Genomic DNA, 15,930 nt, shown 5'->3' on the forward strand with positions numbered 1-15,930 from the left:
CTACAGCCGCAAGTCGCGTTGGCTACGTGCCCCGGAATGTTCCACGATCGCAGCGATGGTTTGCTTGTCCGCGAGGTCGGAACTTTCGATCGTCGCCAACAGCGTGCGAACCTTCGATTCATAGACCAGGTGGTTTCGAATCAGCCGAGCCAGCGTTTCCTCACGCATCGATTCCAGATTTTGACAGCCCTCGCGGTACACGATGCGGCTGGAAAGAATCGAAGCAATCAACTGCCGCCGATACGTTTTCGGAAATCGGTCGAACAGTTCATCGCCCGCCGTGTCGGTCAGCGATTTGGGTAGGTAAGCCCGAATGAACTCGTTGGCCAGACGTTGTTCATCCGCGGTCCAGCCGCCAATCGAGTTGTCGATGATGTCCGCGACACGAATGATTTGCTCACTGATTCGAACGCTGATTTCCGGAAGCGTCAGGTCCGGCATCCGGGAGCGCTCGTTGAAAAGGCTGATCGATTCAATTTCGGCCAGCGAACACAGCGTCTGCAAAACTTGCGAAACATAGTCCGGCTTGATCGCCAGGAACTGTTCTTCCGTTAGCAACATGCCTGCAATGATTTCCATGCTGCTGCAGATCACGCCACATTTGTTCGCCGAGGAATCTTTAACGATCGCCACGCCCGAGTCGGATAACAGCTTCCTCGCCGGATCAGTGATAAACAGATTCGCGCCTTCAACGATGATCGGGGAACAGGGAACGCCATCGCCATCCAAAAAACGGTGCCAGTTGTTTTCGTTGATCGTCGAAGGCCGACCTCCCGCCGGAAGAAACACATCGGCCTTGATTTGATTGTGCAGTTCGTTGCGACGCGTGACTTCGGCTTCGGAACCCAGTCCTGTGACAGATCCTTGCGCCGAAAGTTGACCCGCATCGAAACTGGCAATCCCCTGCCCTGCTTCCACCAGTCGCAAAAGCTCTTCCAGGTTCAGACCGTCAGGATCGCTGGCTGCTCCGGTGCCATCAGCCACTGCCACAATGCGGGCCGTATTCGGATAGTCGCGAATCAGGATGCGAATCGCATTGCCGCCCACGTCTCCATCGGGACCGCCAGTGAGCTTGATCGTAAAAGGTGACTTGTCCGGATCGATGCCGTGTTCGATCAGCGACTGGCGCAGGAAAATCAGCACGCCTTCGCTGGTGACACCGAACTCCTTATGGTTAATTCCAGTCGACGGCTTGCTGCTCATGATCGTCGCCGGAAAACGATAGCCACGTTCGGCACTGTGATCCACGATCCAGTTGATCAGGTCGTTCGTCACGTTTTCGTCCGGACCGAGATAGAGATATTCCTCTCCGATCGAGTCCAGATCGCGAGCCGTTGTCTGGTCGATGTTCAACAGCAGGTCCAGCAATCCGTCAACGAAATCGCGACCCGCTCGCTCTGCCGAATTGTCCGGCTTGATCACGACGACCGCTTTCGAGCCACCTTCCGCGATGTCCTTGTTCTTGAGTTGCTGCGCCGTCGCCAGTCGCCAGGCTTCTTCAAACACGCGATTGGACTCGAACAGATAATGCGAAGCGTTGCGAGTCGGCACGAGTCTCATTCCGCCGCGAGCGACGTTGCGAAAGCGAACGTGAAATCCATCGAATCCGTTTCCGTAGACGTAGAAAATCGCGAACGGTGTGTTGCCATGGTCCAGGTTTTCGAACACTTCCCCAGGCAGCCGAAACGCAATGCAACGTTTCCGCTCGACGCACAGATTGGCTCTTTCGATCCGATGCACCAATCCAAACAGCGTCCGCATCGTCGTGCGTTCTTTGGGGTCGGCGATCGATTTGAGCAACGCATGTTCTGGAGGCGCTTCTTCCGGGTCGTCTTTTCGAAAACGGGATACGAAGTAGCGGATCGACTGCAACGTCATCGAATCGTGTTTCCGCATCGTCCGTAAAACTCGCTCGGCGGAAACGTCGAAAGCTTCACAGAAGTTGATCGCGTGCTGGGTCAATTTCGCCAGGCAGCAGAAAAGTTCCGCCGTCTGCAAATCGATGTCGCTCGAATCGCCGAGCAGTTTGATGGCTTCAGGATCAACGCGAAGGTAGTGCTCCATGTCGCGAGCCAGCGATTCCGGATTCACTGGTTCGTCGATTTGCACGTCGAAAGTCAGCAACGCCACGGGGATCGTCTCGCGGAACATCACATTTTCGCAGATGGCTTTGACGATATTGATTTTGCGTTGCCCGAAAAAGTCAGCGGCTCGTTCGAACATCGTGCGAGTCGTCGAACTGGCCGCGGAAACGGTTACCTTCAGCAGGCCGTCTTTCGCTTTCCCGCATAGCACCACAATGTCGTTGATGTGAGCCGTTTCGCGAAACGCCAGGAACTGATGCGAAAGCTCTTCTGGCGACCCAAGGATTTCGTGTTCGTGATGGTAGCGATCGACAAACGTCTCCACATCACAGTTTTCGGCTCCGGTCTGGTCAGCCACTTTTTGAATGATGCTCTTCCGCCGCTCCGACGTCCGGTCAGAACGAACTTCGTTGTTGGAGTCCGCGTGCTGAAAGTCGAAAACGTCGACAATAAAATCGTCGTCGGTCGAAGTGAAAATCTTTGCCCCAACGAGAGGCAGTTCTTTCGGCAGCCCGCGGATCAGGCGAGCGAGCAGGCCCGGGTGATTTTGGTGCGAGACGATTGTGATGCGGCGACCGTTGCGGTGCCGAATGGTGATCTCCTGGCGGATATCGCAGACTTTGATTGCAACGAGCGCCTTGAAGTGTTGCAGGTGGTCTTCGCGCGGGATCTGTTGGAAATATTCGCGTGGAAGCTTTTGCAGCGAATCCGCGATTCGATCATCCATCTGGTTGATGATCTCCGCACGTAGCTGTTGAATCTGCGGGTGGTCAAAACCGGTGGGCGGATTGTTCTTGGATTCGGTCACAGGCCAGGCAGGAAAATGACAGCGTTAGGGATGACCTTTTTTAGCCGCTGTGGCAAGATCTGTCGATTGTCCGGGCTGTCGTTTCCCGATGGTGGCAGATTCCCGGATCAATCACAGAGCGATGGCTTTTTCGTGGTACATTGCGGTCGTGTTCGCAACGAAGTTGGCTTGTCGAAAATCGTGTGATGTCTTTCTTTACCAAAATCATATTGTTTCTGTTTGGGCTGGCCGTGCTCGCGGTAGTGAGTGCCTGGATCATGGGTGGCGAGTCATTGAAGCATTCGAGTCGTATTTCGATCGAAGCCAGTCCAAGGCAAGTGTTTCCGTACCTGGCATCCGACGAAAGAATCAGTCAGTGGGCAAGCAACGTCCTCTCGGCCGGGCCATACTCGGGCGATAGCGAATCGGAGGCGATGCGTTTGTCGCGAGTCGTTCTCGAAGATGGCGAAGAAACCGTCTGGCAAGATTCGGTGCTCAGGTATCTGCCGCCCGAAGCGATTTCGATCCAGTCAAAGAAAGGCGGGCTGACGAACACGCTGGTGTTTCAGCTCAATGAAAACGAAATCGGCGGCACGACCCTTCTCTATCGTTTGACCAAAAGTGCATCCGGGTTGGAGCAGTTTCTGTTTGCGTTGCAGGACGACAATTCCAAAGTGACGATGGCTGACGATCTGGCCAAACTGAAGGCTCTCATTGAAAGCGAAGTTGAGCTTGGCGACGACATCGAAGAGTTCGACGAATTGGGCGATGAAGTTGCTGAAGATGAAGACGAAGGTGAAGATGAAGCACCGGTTGTGACGTCGCCGTCGAGTGGCAACAATGCAAACGAACCGAATCCGAAAGCCCAGCCGAAATCGACTGGCGTGTCAGTGATCGATCAAGTACTCGGTCCTGTGAACGGCAAAGTGGACAACAAGCCAAAAGATGGCGAGCGGAATTTCGAGTCGCTTTTTGGAACCGGTCGTTAGCGGATGAGGGCTTGGCCTCGCACATCGAGGCAAAGCACATCGAGGCGACGCACTTCGAGGCGACGCACTTCGAGACACCGCAATCGAATCGCCACATATTGAATCGCCGTCTTGTGCGGTTGTTGCTCAAACTCAGGATTGAACAGAATCTATGACCGCTCAGATCATCGATGGCAAAACGATCTCAAAGAAAATTCAGGCTGAAATCGGAACCGCCGCGGGTCAGTTCTTTGACGCGACTGGTGTGAAGCCCAAGTTGGCGGCAGTGCTTGTTGGGGACGATCCGGCCAGTCAGGTTTACGTTCGCAACAAGGAGCGGGCCTGTGAGCGAGCGAACATTGAAAGCGAACTGTTTCGGTTGCCCTCAAGTGCGACCACGGACGAGGTTGTTGGTCTGGTTCAAAAGCTCAACGAAGACTCGCAAGTCCACGGCATCCTTGTCCAGCTTCCGTTGCCCGATCAAGTCGACGCTCTGCAAGTTTTGGACACCGTCGATCCAAAGAAAGACGTGGATGCTTTTCATCCGGAGAACGTTGGACTGCTGTCGCAGGGTCGGCCAAGGTTTCTGCCTTGTACCCCGTTCGGCATCATTCATCTGTTGGCGAACTCGGGCATCGAGACCAGCGGGAAAAACGTTTGCATCGTCGGGCGCAGCGACATTGTGGGCAAGCCGATGGCGTTGATGCTCGCGCAGCGTGATTCCGAGCTTGGTTCGCAGTACGCCAACGCGACGGTTTCGCTGTGCCACAGTCGTACGAAAGATCTGGTGGCTTACACCAAAATGGCTGACATCCTGATCGCCGCAATTGGCAAACCGGAGTTCATTAAAGCTGAGCATATCAAGCCGGGAGCCGTCGTGATCGACGTGGGTATCAATCGCACTGACGACGGGCTGGTCGGAGACGTTGACTTTGATTCCGCTGCAGAAGTCGCTTCGCGGATCACGCCAGTGCCCGGCGGCGTCGGTCCGATGACGGTGACGATCCTGCTGGACAACACGCTCAAGGCGGCGCGGCTGCAGCAATAACAGGTGCCGATCGGCTGCGGGGTTGTCCTGCGGGCCTTTCAGGGACCTTTCAGTGATGCCTGCTGCGAATTTGGATTTTTCGCAGGTGTCTCACGACTGAAGGTTGGCCAACGCCGATCAAATGACTGAATCGCCAGTTTGGCGAACATTCTGCCGTTGACCACGCAGTCTGACAGGGATATCTTTACCAAATTGAGCCATCCTTCAGGGGCGGCTCCAATTCCGGGCTGATGAATCATCTCCAACCGTTGCACGCGTTTATCGCGATTTGACGGTTGGTTTTTTTTCAGCCACAGTTTGATTGGCTGCAAATGAAAGCGATCGAATTCGATTCGGTGACGAAGACGTTTCCGGATGGAACTGTCGCGGTTGATAAGCTGTCGCTCGGAGTTGAAAATGGAGAAACGATGGCGCTGATTGGCCCCAGCGGTTGTGGCAAAACCACGACGTTGAGGCTGCTGGCTGGTTTGGAAGATCCAACGGCCGGTTCGATTTGGTTGGGGGAGAGTGATGTCACTCGTGTTGCTCCTGCCAATCGAAACGTTGCCATGATGTTTCAGAGCGACGCGTTGTATTCGCACATGTCCGTACGAGGCAATTTGTCGTTTGGACTAAAAAACAGACGAAGATTTTGGAGCAGAGCTTTCAGGTCAGGTTCGGTGGACGCCAACAGTTCGCCGGAGAGGATCGTTGAGGGTATCGGAAGCGTGGCGAAGAGGTTGGGCATTGAGCCTTTGCTCGATCGCAAGCCACACCAGTTGTCCGGCGGGGAACGACAGCGGGTCGCATTAGGGCGAGCCATGATTCGGGATCCGGCGGCATTTTTGTTGGATGAACCGTTGTCCCGGTTGGACGCTCGGCTCGCTGGTGAACTGCGAATCGAGCTTCGGCAGGTCTTTCGCGACCTTGGGAAACCGGTGCTTTATGTGACTCACGATCAGCGTGAGGCCATGGCGCTGGCGGACCGATTGGCTGTGATGGATCGGGGGAAGGTTTTGCAGGTTGGGGAGCCGCTGGAGGTTTATCAGCGTCCTGTCAATCTGTTCGTGGCGAACTTTGTGGGCAGCGTGCCGGTCAATGTTTTGCCAAAAGCGTTGCTGGCGTCGATGCTTGCACCGGCAGGAGCCGAAATTTTCGGTTTTCGGGCGGAGCATGTTGGTGTGAGCGGAAAGCAGGAAGGAGCCGGGGGGGCGTTGAGTTTTCGGGCACGAGTCCGGGAAGTTGAGCGACTTGGGGACCACGCGTTGGTCTATATGGACGCTGATGAATTGGAAGGTGCCCGACTGGTTGCCCGCTGCGATGCGGAAACAGAATTTCGGCCGGGTGACCCAATCAAGGCATCGGTGGATGAAGAAAGGTTGATGTGGTTTGATGCGTCTCAACAACGGATCAAGTCAGTGGCGGAGTAAATCGACCTTGGATGACAATTTATACAATTAGAACTACTGACCGGAGAACAACATGAATGCCCACGAAGTGCTGCGAATCGTCGATTCCATGCATCGCGACAAGAACATTGAAAAAGAGATGGTCTTTGTCGCAATCGAATCAGCCATGTTGACTGCAGCGCGAAAGCACTTCGGTGAAGAGGCTGACATCGAGTTCATGATCGATCGTCAGACGGGCGAAATCTTTGGTCGGATCGGCCAGGAAGAGCTGGATCACGAGGAAGTCATCGGGCGGATCGGAGCTCAAACCGCCAAACAGGTCATCATCCAGAAGATTCGCGAAGCGGAGCGCGACGCTCTGATCATCGAGTTCAATGAGCTCATTAACGACGTCGTGACCGGTTCCGTTCACCGCAACGAGGGGCGCGTCACCACGGTTACGCTTGGGCCAGTTGAAGCCATCCTGCCTCGCAGTGAGCAGATCGCTGGCGAAAGCCATCAGCCGAATGAGCGGATTCGTGCGCTCGTGACAGAGGTCAAAGCTCAGGGAAGCCGCGTCAAAGTCGTCCTCAGCCGTACGCGTCCGATGTTTGTTCAGCGTTTGTTTGAGAGCGAGATTCCCGAGATTGCAGACGGCGTGATCGCAATCAACGCGATTTCGCGAGAGGCCGGCTATCGCTCGAAAGTAGCTGTCAGCAGTATCGATTCCCGGGTCGATTGCGTCGGGGCCTGTGTTGGCGTTCGGGGCAACCGAATCAAGGTGATCATCGATGAATTGGCTGGCGAGCGTATTGATATTGTCCGATACGATGATGATCCGCAGGTCATGATCCCCAATTCTCTGCAGCCAGCAGAAGTCGACGAAGTCATCCTCTGCGAGCAGATTGGCCGAGCTATCGTGCTGGTCCGTGACGACCAGTTGTCGCTGGCAATCGGTAAAAGGGGGCAAAACGTCCGCCTTGGAAGCCGATTATGCGGCTGGGATATCGAAATAACGACCCAGGGCGAGCTCGAACAGAAAATTGAGAAGGCGACTATGCAGTTTTGTCAAATCGACGGAATTGGGGATGAATTGGCAAATGCACTGGTCGGTCAAGGGTATTTGTCTTACGATGATTTGGAGGTTATCGAGCCCGATCGCCTCATGGAGTTGGGAAATCTGACTCCAGAGCAGGTTGACGACATCGTGACCCAGGCTGAAGAGAGAGCTCTGAAGCAGGAAGCGATCGATGAGCGTGAAAAGCAGTTGGCTCGTGAGAAACGTGCCGCTGATAAGGCCGCAAAAGAGTTGGCTGAGAAGCAGGAGGCAGCTGAAAAAGCTGCTGCTGCGGCAGCCGCCAAAGAAGAAACAAAAACGGAAACACAACCCGAGGGTGATTCCGATGCGAATACGGAAACCGAAACCGGAAGCACAAGCTCGTAAGATGCAATGTGTTTTTCTGATTTCGTTTACAAGCAATTCGATGGGAGCGATCTGATGCAAGTCAGTGTCGCTACATCGGTTGATTATAGAGCGTCTGTGCTTGACTTGTCTTTGTCTTGCGAGGCTGATCGTACGCGATCGGTTCGTCAAAACAGTCAGGACCGAAAGGACGATTTATGTAGGATTTTTAGCCAATATGATTCAAGTTTTCTTGCCGTCGGTGTAAGGCCGCAACTGGGCTTGAATTTACAAAGAGAAGGTCGCACCACGTGCCAGCTGTACGCATTTACGCGTTTGCAAAAGAACTGGGGCTTGATAACAAGCAATTGCTTGAACTCTGTGAAAAAGCAGGAGTCAAGGGGAAGGGTTCTGCGCTAGCGAGTCTCGAAGAAGACGAAGTTTCGGCCGTTAAGGCCTATATGAATAGCGGTGCTGTCGAAACCGCAACGGTAGACGACGAGCCTGCCCCTCTACGACCCCCGGCAAAATCGATTGATACCCGGGTGCCAGAAATCAAAACTGCTCCGGCTACACGTGCGCCTGAAGAATCGAAAACGGATTCTGTCGACGCAGAAGTCGAGTCGACAGAGGTCGGCGAAGCAGAACCGGTAGACGTCGCGGATTCAGGGCAAGCTGAGGCGGAGGTTTCAGTAGAAGCCGATGTCGAGGTCGAGGTGGCGGCTGAGGAAGAGGTTGCCGTCGCAGCTGAGGCTGCTCCTGAGGAGGAGCCAGTCGCTGAGGTCAAAGAGGTTCCAGCGAAAGTTGAGGAGCCTGCCGAGGTTGCTGCCGAATCGAAGCCTGAAGAGGTGCCGGTCGAAGCGAAGGCTGCACCGGCAAAGAAACCTGCCTCAAAAGTTGGCGGGTTGCTTGAGCGTTTGCGAGGCGCGACGAAAAAGACGGCGGCCAAGACGACGATCGCCAATACGGAATCGCGAGAAGCGTCCGCAACCACTTCGACCCGAAAGCGTCCTGCCGCTGCCAAGGATCCGCTGGCTCCACGTCGCGACAACAATGCCAACAAACCGCTGCGAAACCTTGACGGTCCTTCGCGAGGTGATGGTGATGGCTCGCCGAAAAAAGGTGTCAAGAAAAAGTCAGGTCCCAAGTTCAACATTGCGGCCATGCCGGAAGTTAAACAGCCGACGGCTTCGGCTCCGACTGAAAAGGTTCAGAAGCCGGATATCGCGCTTCCACAGGACGCTCGCCGCACGATTCAGGCCGGCGGTACTGCTCCGCTGGAGGACTTTACGAAGGACAAACGGAAAGACAAAAAGAAGGGTCGGCTTGGGGAAGATACAACCGATGACAGTGCGAAGAAAAAGCGCCCGTCACGTTTTGGGAATTCGCCGCTTGGCAATCGTCGGATGGGTGGACGACCTTCGCGGATGCGTTCGTATCACCGGCCGGGTTCTCGGAAGAAGTCTGGCAAAAATACTGCGGCTCCACGTAAAGACAGCGTCGTTTTGCAGTTGCCTTGTACGGTTCGTGAATTTTCAGAAGCCACTGGCGTTCCGGCGATCAAGACCTTGCTGACCATCAAGCAGATGGGCGACGAATCGAATCCAAACATCAACTCTCACATGTCGGACGAGATGGTTGAGGTGTTGGTGGATCACTTTGAAGTCAGCGTTGAGATTCGCGCTGCAGTTTCTCTCGAAGACGAAGTGTTGAGCGAGTTCGAGATCGAAGATGCGGAAGCCGATTTGCTTCCACGTCCCCCGATTGTGACGTTCCTGGGCCACGTTGACCACGGTAAGACTTCGTTGCTCGACGCCTTGATCGGTATCGATGTCGTTTCAGGCGAAGCTGGCGGGATCACGCAGCACATCCGTGCCTATCAGATCGAAAAAGACGGTCACAAGATTGCGTTCGTCGATACGCCGGGTCACGAAGCGTTTACCGAAATGCGTGCTCGTGGTGCAAATGTGACGGACATCGCCGTTCTGGTTGTTGCCGCCGACGACGGCGTGATGCCGCAAACGGCAGAAGCGATTAACCACGCCAAGGCGGCTGAAGTTCCAATCGTGGTCGCCTTGAACAAGTGTGACTTGCCAGGAATTACTCCGGACAAGGCAATGCAGGATCTTGCGGCCAATGAGTTGCTACCAAGTGAATGGGGCGGTGAAACAGAGGTTGTCAAAACGAGTGCCATCACTAAAGAAGGCCTCGACGACCTGCTGGAAACCATCCTGGTGACCGCTGAGCTTCACGAATACAAAGCCAATCCTGACCGTCCGGCATACGGAACCTGTCTCGAGTCCGAGCAGCAGTCCGATCGCGGTGTCGTCTGTAAGGTTCTGGTTCAGGGTGGAACGCTGAAGATCGGAGACGTCGTTGTCTGCGGTACTTCGTTCGGTCGTGTCAAATCGATGAACGATACGCTCAAGCCAAGCATCCGTCTCGAAGAAGTCGGTCCATCCACGCCTGTGAACCTGACCGGTTTTAACACCCCTCCGGGTGCAGGTGAGAAGCTCTACGTGGTCGATGATATCGGTAAAGCTCGTGAGATCGCCGAATCACGTGGTCACGCGGAACACGAACAGAACGTTGCGGGTTCTGTGATGGTCTCGCTCGAAGAGATGGCTCGTCGACTGGAAATGGGTCGTCTGGCTCCTTCGGATGCAGAGATTGTTACGCTGAATCTTATTCTTCGTGCCGACACGAAAGGTTCGATCGAAGCGATCAAGAAAGAGCTTGGCAAAATCGATCATCCGGAAGTCCGCATCAAGATTGTGCAGGCGCTTGTCGGTGGCGTGACCGTTGCTGACGTTCGTTTGGCTCAAGCTTCTGAAGCCGTTATCTGTGCGTTCAATGTGGTTCCTGATGAAAACGCCCGCTCGTTGGCGGAAGAGGTCGGAGCACAGGTTCGCCGCTACGATGTGATCTACAAGATTACGGATGACCTGAAAGCGACGCTCGAAGGACGGCTCAAGCCCGAAGAACAGATCGTCGAGCAAGGCATGGCGATGGTGCTGCGAACATTCAGCATCAGCAAGACCGGAACGATCGCCGGTTGTCGCGTTATGCGTGGCTCGATTCAACGAGAATGCCGCATGCGTGTCATCCGCGACAGCACCATCATCGGTGACTATCCCATCGAATCCCTCAAGCGTGAAAAGGATGACTCGAAAGAGGTCCAACGCGGGATGGAATGCGGTATCAAACTCGATGGATTTAACGACATCAAGGAAGGTGACACGCTGGAAGCTTATCGGATCGAAGAGGTTGCACGAACGTTGTAGTGCTCGCTTTGATTCTGCCTCGAAATGTTCGAAACCAGATTCATTGTTGGCCCTACAGCCTTGATGCGAAATTACCATGAGTAACCGCCGAGTCCTAAAAGCAGCCCAGGCGATCCGCGAAGTTGTCAGTATGTCAATTCTGACCGACCTGAAAGATCCACGGGTTCGTGACGTCACCGTGACGTTCGTTGAAGTCTCTCCTGATATGCGTATGGCGAAAGTCCACGTTTCGGTGATGGGCGATGAAACCAAGCAGAATCTCTGCCTCAAGGGATTGCAGAACTCCGCCGGGTTTTTGCAGTCCAAGGTCGGTAGACGAATCGATACCCGGTACACGCCTAAAATCCAGTTCAGCCTCGATAAGGGGATGCAGCACGCGATGATGGTGACGCGAATTCTTGAGGAAGTCCTGCCTAAAGAGTCTGCTGATAACGAGTCTGCTGATAACGAATCTGCCGATGCGGAATCCGAAGACGTGGAGACCGTTGAGGCTGACGACCAGACAGACGTCGGCTCGGTTGACGCTCAAGGACTCGACGCCGATTCGGACACCGAGGACAACTCCGACGCAGATTCCGAAATTGAAACGTCGACCGACAAACAGGACAACCAGATGTAGCCTGCTTCGCCGCTGGCTAAATCGATTGAAGTCGAAACAAGACCCAAAACCCAACTGATAATCAATGTCTTCAAAAAATCGCGGTGACGTGCTCACCAAACTTCACAAAGTTGTCAAAAAGGAATATTCGCCGATCGCGACTCCGTCGAACCGAACTGTTCTGGAGCACATGGTCTATGGCGCCGTCCTCGAAGACTCGACTTTCGAAGCCGCAGATGAAGCGTTCGCAAAGCTGCAGGAAAACTTCTATGACTGGAACGAAGTCCGTGTGACGACTCGCAAGGAACTGGCCAGTCTGATGAAAGGGCTCAGCGATCCAGCCGCGGCCGGGTCACGCGTCAAAAAATCACTGCACGGCGTGTTCGAGAAGTATTACCAGTTCGACCTTGAGTTTCTTAAAAAGGAAAACCTTGGCCGCGCGGTTCAGTCGATGGAAACTTTCACCGGCGTTTCTCCCTTCACGATTTCCTACACCGCACAGAACGGTCTTGGAGGCCATTCGATTCCGATCGACCAGAGCTTCATGAATCTGATGTACGCCATTGGCGCGATCTCGGAAAAGGAACTTCGCAACCGAAAGATCACCGGTTTGGAGCGAACGATTCCCAAAGCCAAAGGCGTCGAGTTCAGTGTTCTGGTGCATCAACTTGCGGTCGCATTCACTTCGTCACCGTTCAGCTCCAACGTTCGCAACATCATTCTGAAAGTCGCGCCCGACGCCAAGGAACGGTTTCCAAAACGCGGCGGCAAGAAATTGGGTGTTGAACCGGTAGAAGAAGTTGCTGAGAAACCCAAGAAAGAACCGGCCAAGCCAACCAAGAAAGTTGCCAAAGCTCCATCTAAAAAGTCGACAGCCAAAGCACCTGTGAAGAAGGCTCCGGCCAAAAAAGCTGCTGCCAAGGCGTCTCCGAAAGCCAAAGCTTCTGCGAAGAAAAAGGCTTCGGCCAAAACGACCAAGGCAACCAAAAAGAAAGCGTCAAAGTCGAGCTCGAAAAAGCTTTCGAAGAAAAAGCCTCGTTAGGCTGCTCGATCCAATCGCAAGTCATCGCGGGAGGTTTTGGCTCCTGCCGAATCAGGAATTTCGTCAAACATTCGCATGAGGATCCGTCATGGCAGGCCACAGCAAATGGGCCAACATCAAACATCGCAAATCCGCGGTGGATGCAAAACGCAGCAAGATCTGGAGCAAGCTCTCCAAGGCGATCATTGTTGCAGCAAAGATGGGTGGTCCCGATCCGGACGGTAACTCACGTTTGCGAAACGCGATCGCAGATGCCAAGGCTGCGTCTGTGCCCAAAGATAACATCGCCCGCGCCATCAAAAAGGGTGCTGGTGAAACCGAAGGTGACAACTACGAAGAGTTCATCTACGAAGGCTATGCCTCGGATGGTGTTGCCGTCATGTGCGATATCCTGACAGACAACCGAAACCGGACGGCTCCTGAAGTCAAAAAGCTTTTCGAAAACCACGGTGGCAAACTCGGAACCACAGGTTGCGTTTCGTTCATGTTCGACCGCAAGGGTCTGTTCCTGATCGAGCAGTCAAAGATCGACGAAGAAGCGTTGATGGAAGTTGTAATGGAAGCCGGCGGGGAAGACATCGCGACCGACGATGGTCACTACGAAGTCACCTGCAATCCGGACGTGTTTTCCGACGTCAGCGATGCGTTGGAGAAAGCCGGGGTTCAGTGTGCTTCTGCTCAGGTAACGCAGATTCCTCAAAACACCGTTGATCTTGATGCCGACGGTGCGAGGAAAGTGCTGAAACTGATTGACGCACTGGACGATCACGACGACGTGCAAAAAGTTTCTGCCAACTTCAACATCAGCGACGAAGTCATGGCGGAAGTCGGCGACGAATAGTTTTTCCGACATCAACGGTCCTGATTAAATTTGTCGTGTCCGCCCGGAATCGGTCCGGCAGTCTGTAGCGCTTCGCAATGCGGGACCGCGGCTTCGAGTGAGCCGCTCCACGAGTGAGCCGCAAAAAAGGAAATCATCGTATGCACAAGCTTCCGAAAATCGCAGTCACGATGGGTGATCCTGCTGGCGTCGGACCGGAGCTTTGTGCCCGACTGCTGGCGGAAACGAACGTTGCTGATCGCTGCTCTTTGATCATCTACGGTACGGCGAAAGTGCTCGATGCGGCGGCTGAAAAGCTTCAGTTGCAACTGCCCGAACACTGCCGGGTCGAAGAGCATCCGCTGCAGGAAGACGTGGTCCCCGGCAAAGTCTCAGCAGCCTGCGGTCAGGCATCGTTCGACTACATCGATCAGGCTATCGCCGCAGCGCTCAACGGGACCGTCGACGCGGTTGTCACCAATCCGATCAATAAGGAAGCATGGAACGCGGCAAACATCAGCTATCCCGGCCATACGGAACTGTTCGCTGATCGATGCGACACCGATCGGTTTTGCATGATGATGTACGCTCCGTCGTTCAGCGTGGCAATGGCAACGACTCATGTTGGCTACGACGAAGTCCCATCGTTGCTGACGACCGATCGAATTGTCGAGGTGATCGAACTGGCAGCGGATTCGATCCAGCGAATCCAGCAACGCCCTGCCCGGCTGACGTGTCTGGGGCTCAACCCACACGCCGGTGAGAAAGGCCTGTTCGGCAACAGGGAAGAAGAGCTGATCATCGCGCCTGCGATTGAAGCTGCACGCGCGAAAGGAATTCAGATCGATGGTCCGCTGCCTCCCGACACCGGGTTTTTGCCTTCACGCCGCGAGAGCACGGACTGCTATATTTGCATGTACCACGATCAGGCTTTGATTCCATTCAAGGCATTGAATTTTGACACCGGAGTGAACGTCACGCTTGGCTTGCCGATGATCCGTACCAGCGTTGACCACGGCACAGCGTTTGATATTGCCTGGCAGGGGATCGCCGACGTGTCCAGCCTGGTTGCTGCCGTCGACCTTGCAATCAAAAGCGCGGGATAGATGCGCGTGCCAGATTTGCGACACACAGATGTAGCCAAGTCATGAAGTAGCCAAGTCTGTTCCAGGCTTGCAGGTCCAAACCGAAGTAGGCACGTCTGTCCCAGACTTGCACGATCTCATCGGCCTTGCCCTCAGGAGTTTACAATCGCGAAACATGGCAGAACCCAGCGCGATCAGAAGTGGAAAGCCTCCGCCCCGCAAACTCCCAATTCCTACGAAAGCAGGAATTCCGCACAACGCTCGTCGAACAGGCCTTCATCGATCAACTGCTTCCAGCAATCCTGTGAAACCGTCGTCGCACGAATCTCTTTCATCAACGTTGCCGTCCGGTGCGGAGTCGTTGACGTCAATACGCAACGATTACAAATCTGCGGATAGGTTACCAACGCCTGACCAGCGAACTCCGCGGCCAACACACGCCGTGTTACGGAATACTTGTCAATGACTTTCTGTAGCTTAACCACGTGATGCAACGCATCATCGGAAGCGTTCTGATAGTTCGCGACAACCCGCTCGACGCGGGGCTTTTCAAACTCGCCATCAAGCGGATCGTTTTTGGCGTACAGACCGCCATTGAGGATACCGCCCATATCAAGTTTCAGCGGACGACCGGCAGCAGTTTCACTTTTCGCGAGGTCCAACAGATCGCAAAAGCTCTTCGTCGCCGATGGATTACATAGCGTGTGCATGATGTAATCGAACTTGCCAGGAAACCGTTTAACGAACTCGACCATCGTCGGAGCATGCTTGGTCGCCATCCCGATGTTTTTGATCTGCCCCGTTCCCTGATGAAGTTTCAAAGGCGCGATCGTTCCTTGCTCAATGAGATCCCATTGAGGCCCGGTTTCGAAATCGTACTCCGCATCGAAGCGTTCCTCTTCGTAAAACGCGACTCCATCCTGAACGTCGATGAACCCGGCGTCTCGCATCAGATGGTCCGCCGGATCGTGAATCGCAACGCCCGCAAACTCGATCACATTCAACGCCGCCGCCTGAGCCATGATCAGGGCTCGGGTCGCGTTCGCGTCGTACAGCGAAAAGATATCGGTCGTGCCGTCAAAGATTCCTCCGACGTCGCCCGATCGAATGGCAGCCGGTTCGGCGTTGAGATCGTCGGGCGATTGAAACGCCGGATAGCGTCCGATCTTCGTCCAAATGTCGACGCCTCTTGGGTCAAAATCAGACTTGCTGCACCACGCAGAGAACAGCTCAACGAACTGATAGAGAGCGGCGGTGTCGATCGAGAGTTGACCACCGCCGAAAACGAAGTTCATCTCTTTGAACCAGGCTCCAAATCGATCGGTCGAATAGGCATTTCCAACTCCAGACGGGTTCTTGACCGCCTCGCGTTGAAGCTTCATCGAAGGGTGTGTTCCCAAACAGAATTGGTTGGCAGAAATTTCTCGTGGCATGGATGGTCGGGG

11 protein-coding genes are annotated in these 15,930 nt (G+C 54.4%); 9 read left to right on the top strand and 2 right to left on the bottom strand.

Going from position 1 to position 15,930, the window contains the following annotated elements; all coding sequences use genetic code 11:
• On the bottom strand, positions 1 to 2,892 hold the full coding sequence (locus MFFC18_RS00770; protein WP_075082657.1) for an NAD-glutamate dehydrogenase domain-containing protein: 2,892 nt from the start codon (positions 2,890 to 2,892) through the stop codon (positions 1 to 3).
• A 185-nt stretch (positions 2,893 to 3,077) separates the two neighbouring features.
• Between MFFC18_RS00770 and MFFC18_RS00775 the strand changes: the two genes are divergently transcribed.
• The 9 genes from MFFC18_RS00775 to pdxA all read left to right on the top strand — a co-directional run bounded on the left by MFFC18_RS00775 (position 3,078) and on the right by pdxA (position 14,506).
• Positions 3,078 to 3,860 carry an SRPBCC family protein gene (locus MFFC18_RS00775; RefSeq protein WP_075082656.1) on the top strand — a complete coding sequence of 261 codons (783 nt, stop codon included), beginning with the start codon at positions 3,078 to 3,080 and terminating at the stop codon, positions 3,858 to 3,860.
• A 151-nt stretch (positions 3,861 to 4,011) separates the two neighbouring features.
• Complete coding sequence (folD, locus tag MFFC18_RS00780; protein ID WP_075082655.1) at positions 4,012 to 4,887, top strand: bifunctional methylenetetrahydrofolate dehydrogenase/methenyltetrahydrofolate cyclohydrolase FolD; 876 nt, start codon at positions 4,012 to 4,014, stop codon at positions 4,885 to 4,887.
• A gap of 311 nt (positions 4,888 to 5,198) precedes the next feature.
• Entirely contained in the window at positions 5,199 to 6,296 is a 1,098-nt protein-coding gene (locus MFFC18_RS00785) for an ABC transporter ATP-binding protein (RefSeq protein ID WP_075082653.1), read from the top strand.
• A gap of 52 nt (positions 6,297 to 6,348) precedes the next feature.
• Positions 6,349 to 7,698: a transcription termination factor NusA gene (nusA, locus tag MFFC18_RS00790; protein ID WP_075082652.1), complete on the top strand. Its 1,350-nt coding sequence runs from the start codon at positions 6,349 to 6,351 to the stop codon at positions 7,696 to 7,698.
• 269 nt (positions 7,699 to 7,967) lie between these two features.
• Positions 7,968 to 10,940, top strand: coding sequence for a translation initiation factor IF-2 (gene infB / locus MFFC18_RS00795; protein ID WP_075082651.1), 2,973 nt, complete (start codon positions 7,968 to 7,970; stop codon positions 10,938 to 10,940).
• Positions 10,941 to 11,016: 76 nt separating this feature from the next.
• On the top strand, positions 11,017 to 11,559 hold the full coding sequence (gene rbfA / locus MFFC18_RS00800) for a 30S ribosome-binding factor RbfA (protein WP_075082650.1): 543 nt from the start codon (positions 11,017 to 11,019) through the stop codon (positions 11,557 to 11,559).
• A gap of 64 nt (positions 11,560 to 11,623) precedes the next feature.
• Entirely contained in the window at positions 11,624 to 12,580 is a 957-nt protein-coding gene (locus MFFC18_RS00805; protein ID WP_075082649.1) for a hypothetical protein, read from the top strand.
• An 88-nt stretch (positions 12,581 to 12,668) separates the two neighbouring features.
• The gene (locus tag MFFC18_RS00810; protein WP_075082648.1) at positions 12,669 to 13,421 is read left to right on the top strand and encodes a YebC/PmpR family DNA-binding transcriptional regulator; all 753 of its coding nucleotides are present in this window, start codon (positions 12,669 to 12,671) and stop codon (positions 13,419 to 13,421) included.
• Positions 13,422 to 13,561: 140 nt separating this feature from the next.
• Entirely contained in the window at positions 13,562 to 14,506 is a 945-nt protein-coding gene (gene pdxA / locus MFFC18_RS00815; RefSeq protein ID WP_075082696.1) for a 4-hydroxythreonine-4-phosphate dehydrogenase PdxA, read from the top strand.
• A gap of 212 nt (positions 14,507 to 14,718) precedes the next feature.
• On the opposite strand, the gene MFFC18_RS00820 is transcribed toward pdxA, so the two are convergent.
• Positions 14,719 to 15,918 carry an aldo-keto reductase family protein gene (locus MFFC18_RS00820; RefSeq protein WP_075082647.1) on the bottom strand — a complete coding sequence of 400 codons (1,200 nt, stop codon included), beginning with the start codon at positions 15,916 to 15,918 and terminating at the stop codon, positions 14,719 to 14,721.
• Positions 15,919 to 15,930 lie beyond the last annotated feature (12 nt).

Origin of the sequence: Mariniblastus fucicola, assembly GCF_008087665.1 — a bacterium.
GTDB classification, from domain to species: Bacteria; Planctomycetota; Planctomycetia; order Pirellulales; family Pirellulaceae; genus Mariniblastus; species Mariniblastus fucicola.

What these genes read in the sequence shown, in the direction of transcription:
- MFFC18_RS00775 (WP_075082656.1), top strand. Translation starts at nt 3,078, where the DNA reads ATGTCTTTCTTTACCAAAATCATATTGTTTCTGTTTGGGCTGGCCGTG.
- folD (WP_075082655.1), top strand. Translation starts at nt 4,012, where the DNA reads ATGACCGCTCAGATCATCGATGGCAAAACGATCTCAAAGAAAATTCAG.
- MFFC18_RS00785 (WP_075082653.1), top strand. Translation starts at nt 5,199, where the DNA reads ATGAAAGCGATCGAATTCGATTCGGTGACGAAGACGTTTCCGGATGGA.
- nusA (WP_075082652.1), top strand. Translation starts at nt 6,349, where the DNA reads ATGAATGCCCACGAAGTGCTGCGAATCGTCGATTCCATGCATCGCGAC.
- rbfA (WP_075082650.1), top strand. Translation starts at nt 11,017, where the DNA reads ATGAGTAACCGCCGAGTCCTAAAAGCAGCCCAGGCGATCCGCGAAGTT.
- MFFC18_RS00805 (WP_075082649.1), top strand. Translation starts at nt 11,624, where the DNA reads ATGTCTTCAAAAAATCGCGGTGACGTGCTCACCAAACTTCACAAAGTT.
- MFFC18_RS00810 (WP_075082648.1), top strand. Translation starts at nt 12,669, where the DNA reads ATGGCAGGCCACAGCAAATGGGCCAACATCAAACATCGCAAATCCGCG.
- pdxA (WP_075082696.1), top strand. Translation starts at nt 13,562, where the DNA reads ATGCACAAGCTTCCGAAAATCGCAGTCACGATGGGTGATCCTGCTGGC.
- MFFC18_RS00820 (WP_075082647.1), bottom strand. Translation starts at nt 15,918, where the DNA reads ATGCCACGAGAAATTTCTGCCAACCAATTCTGTTTGGGAACACACCCT.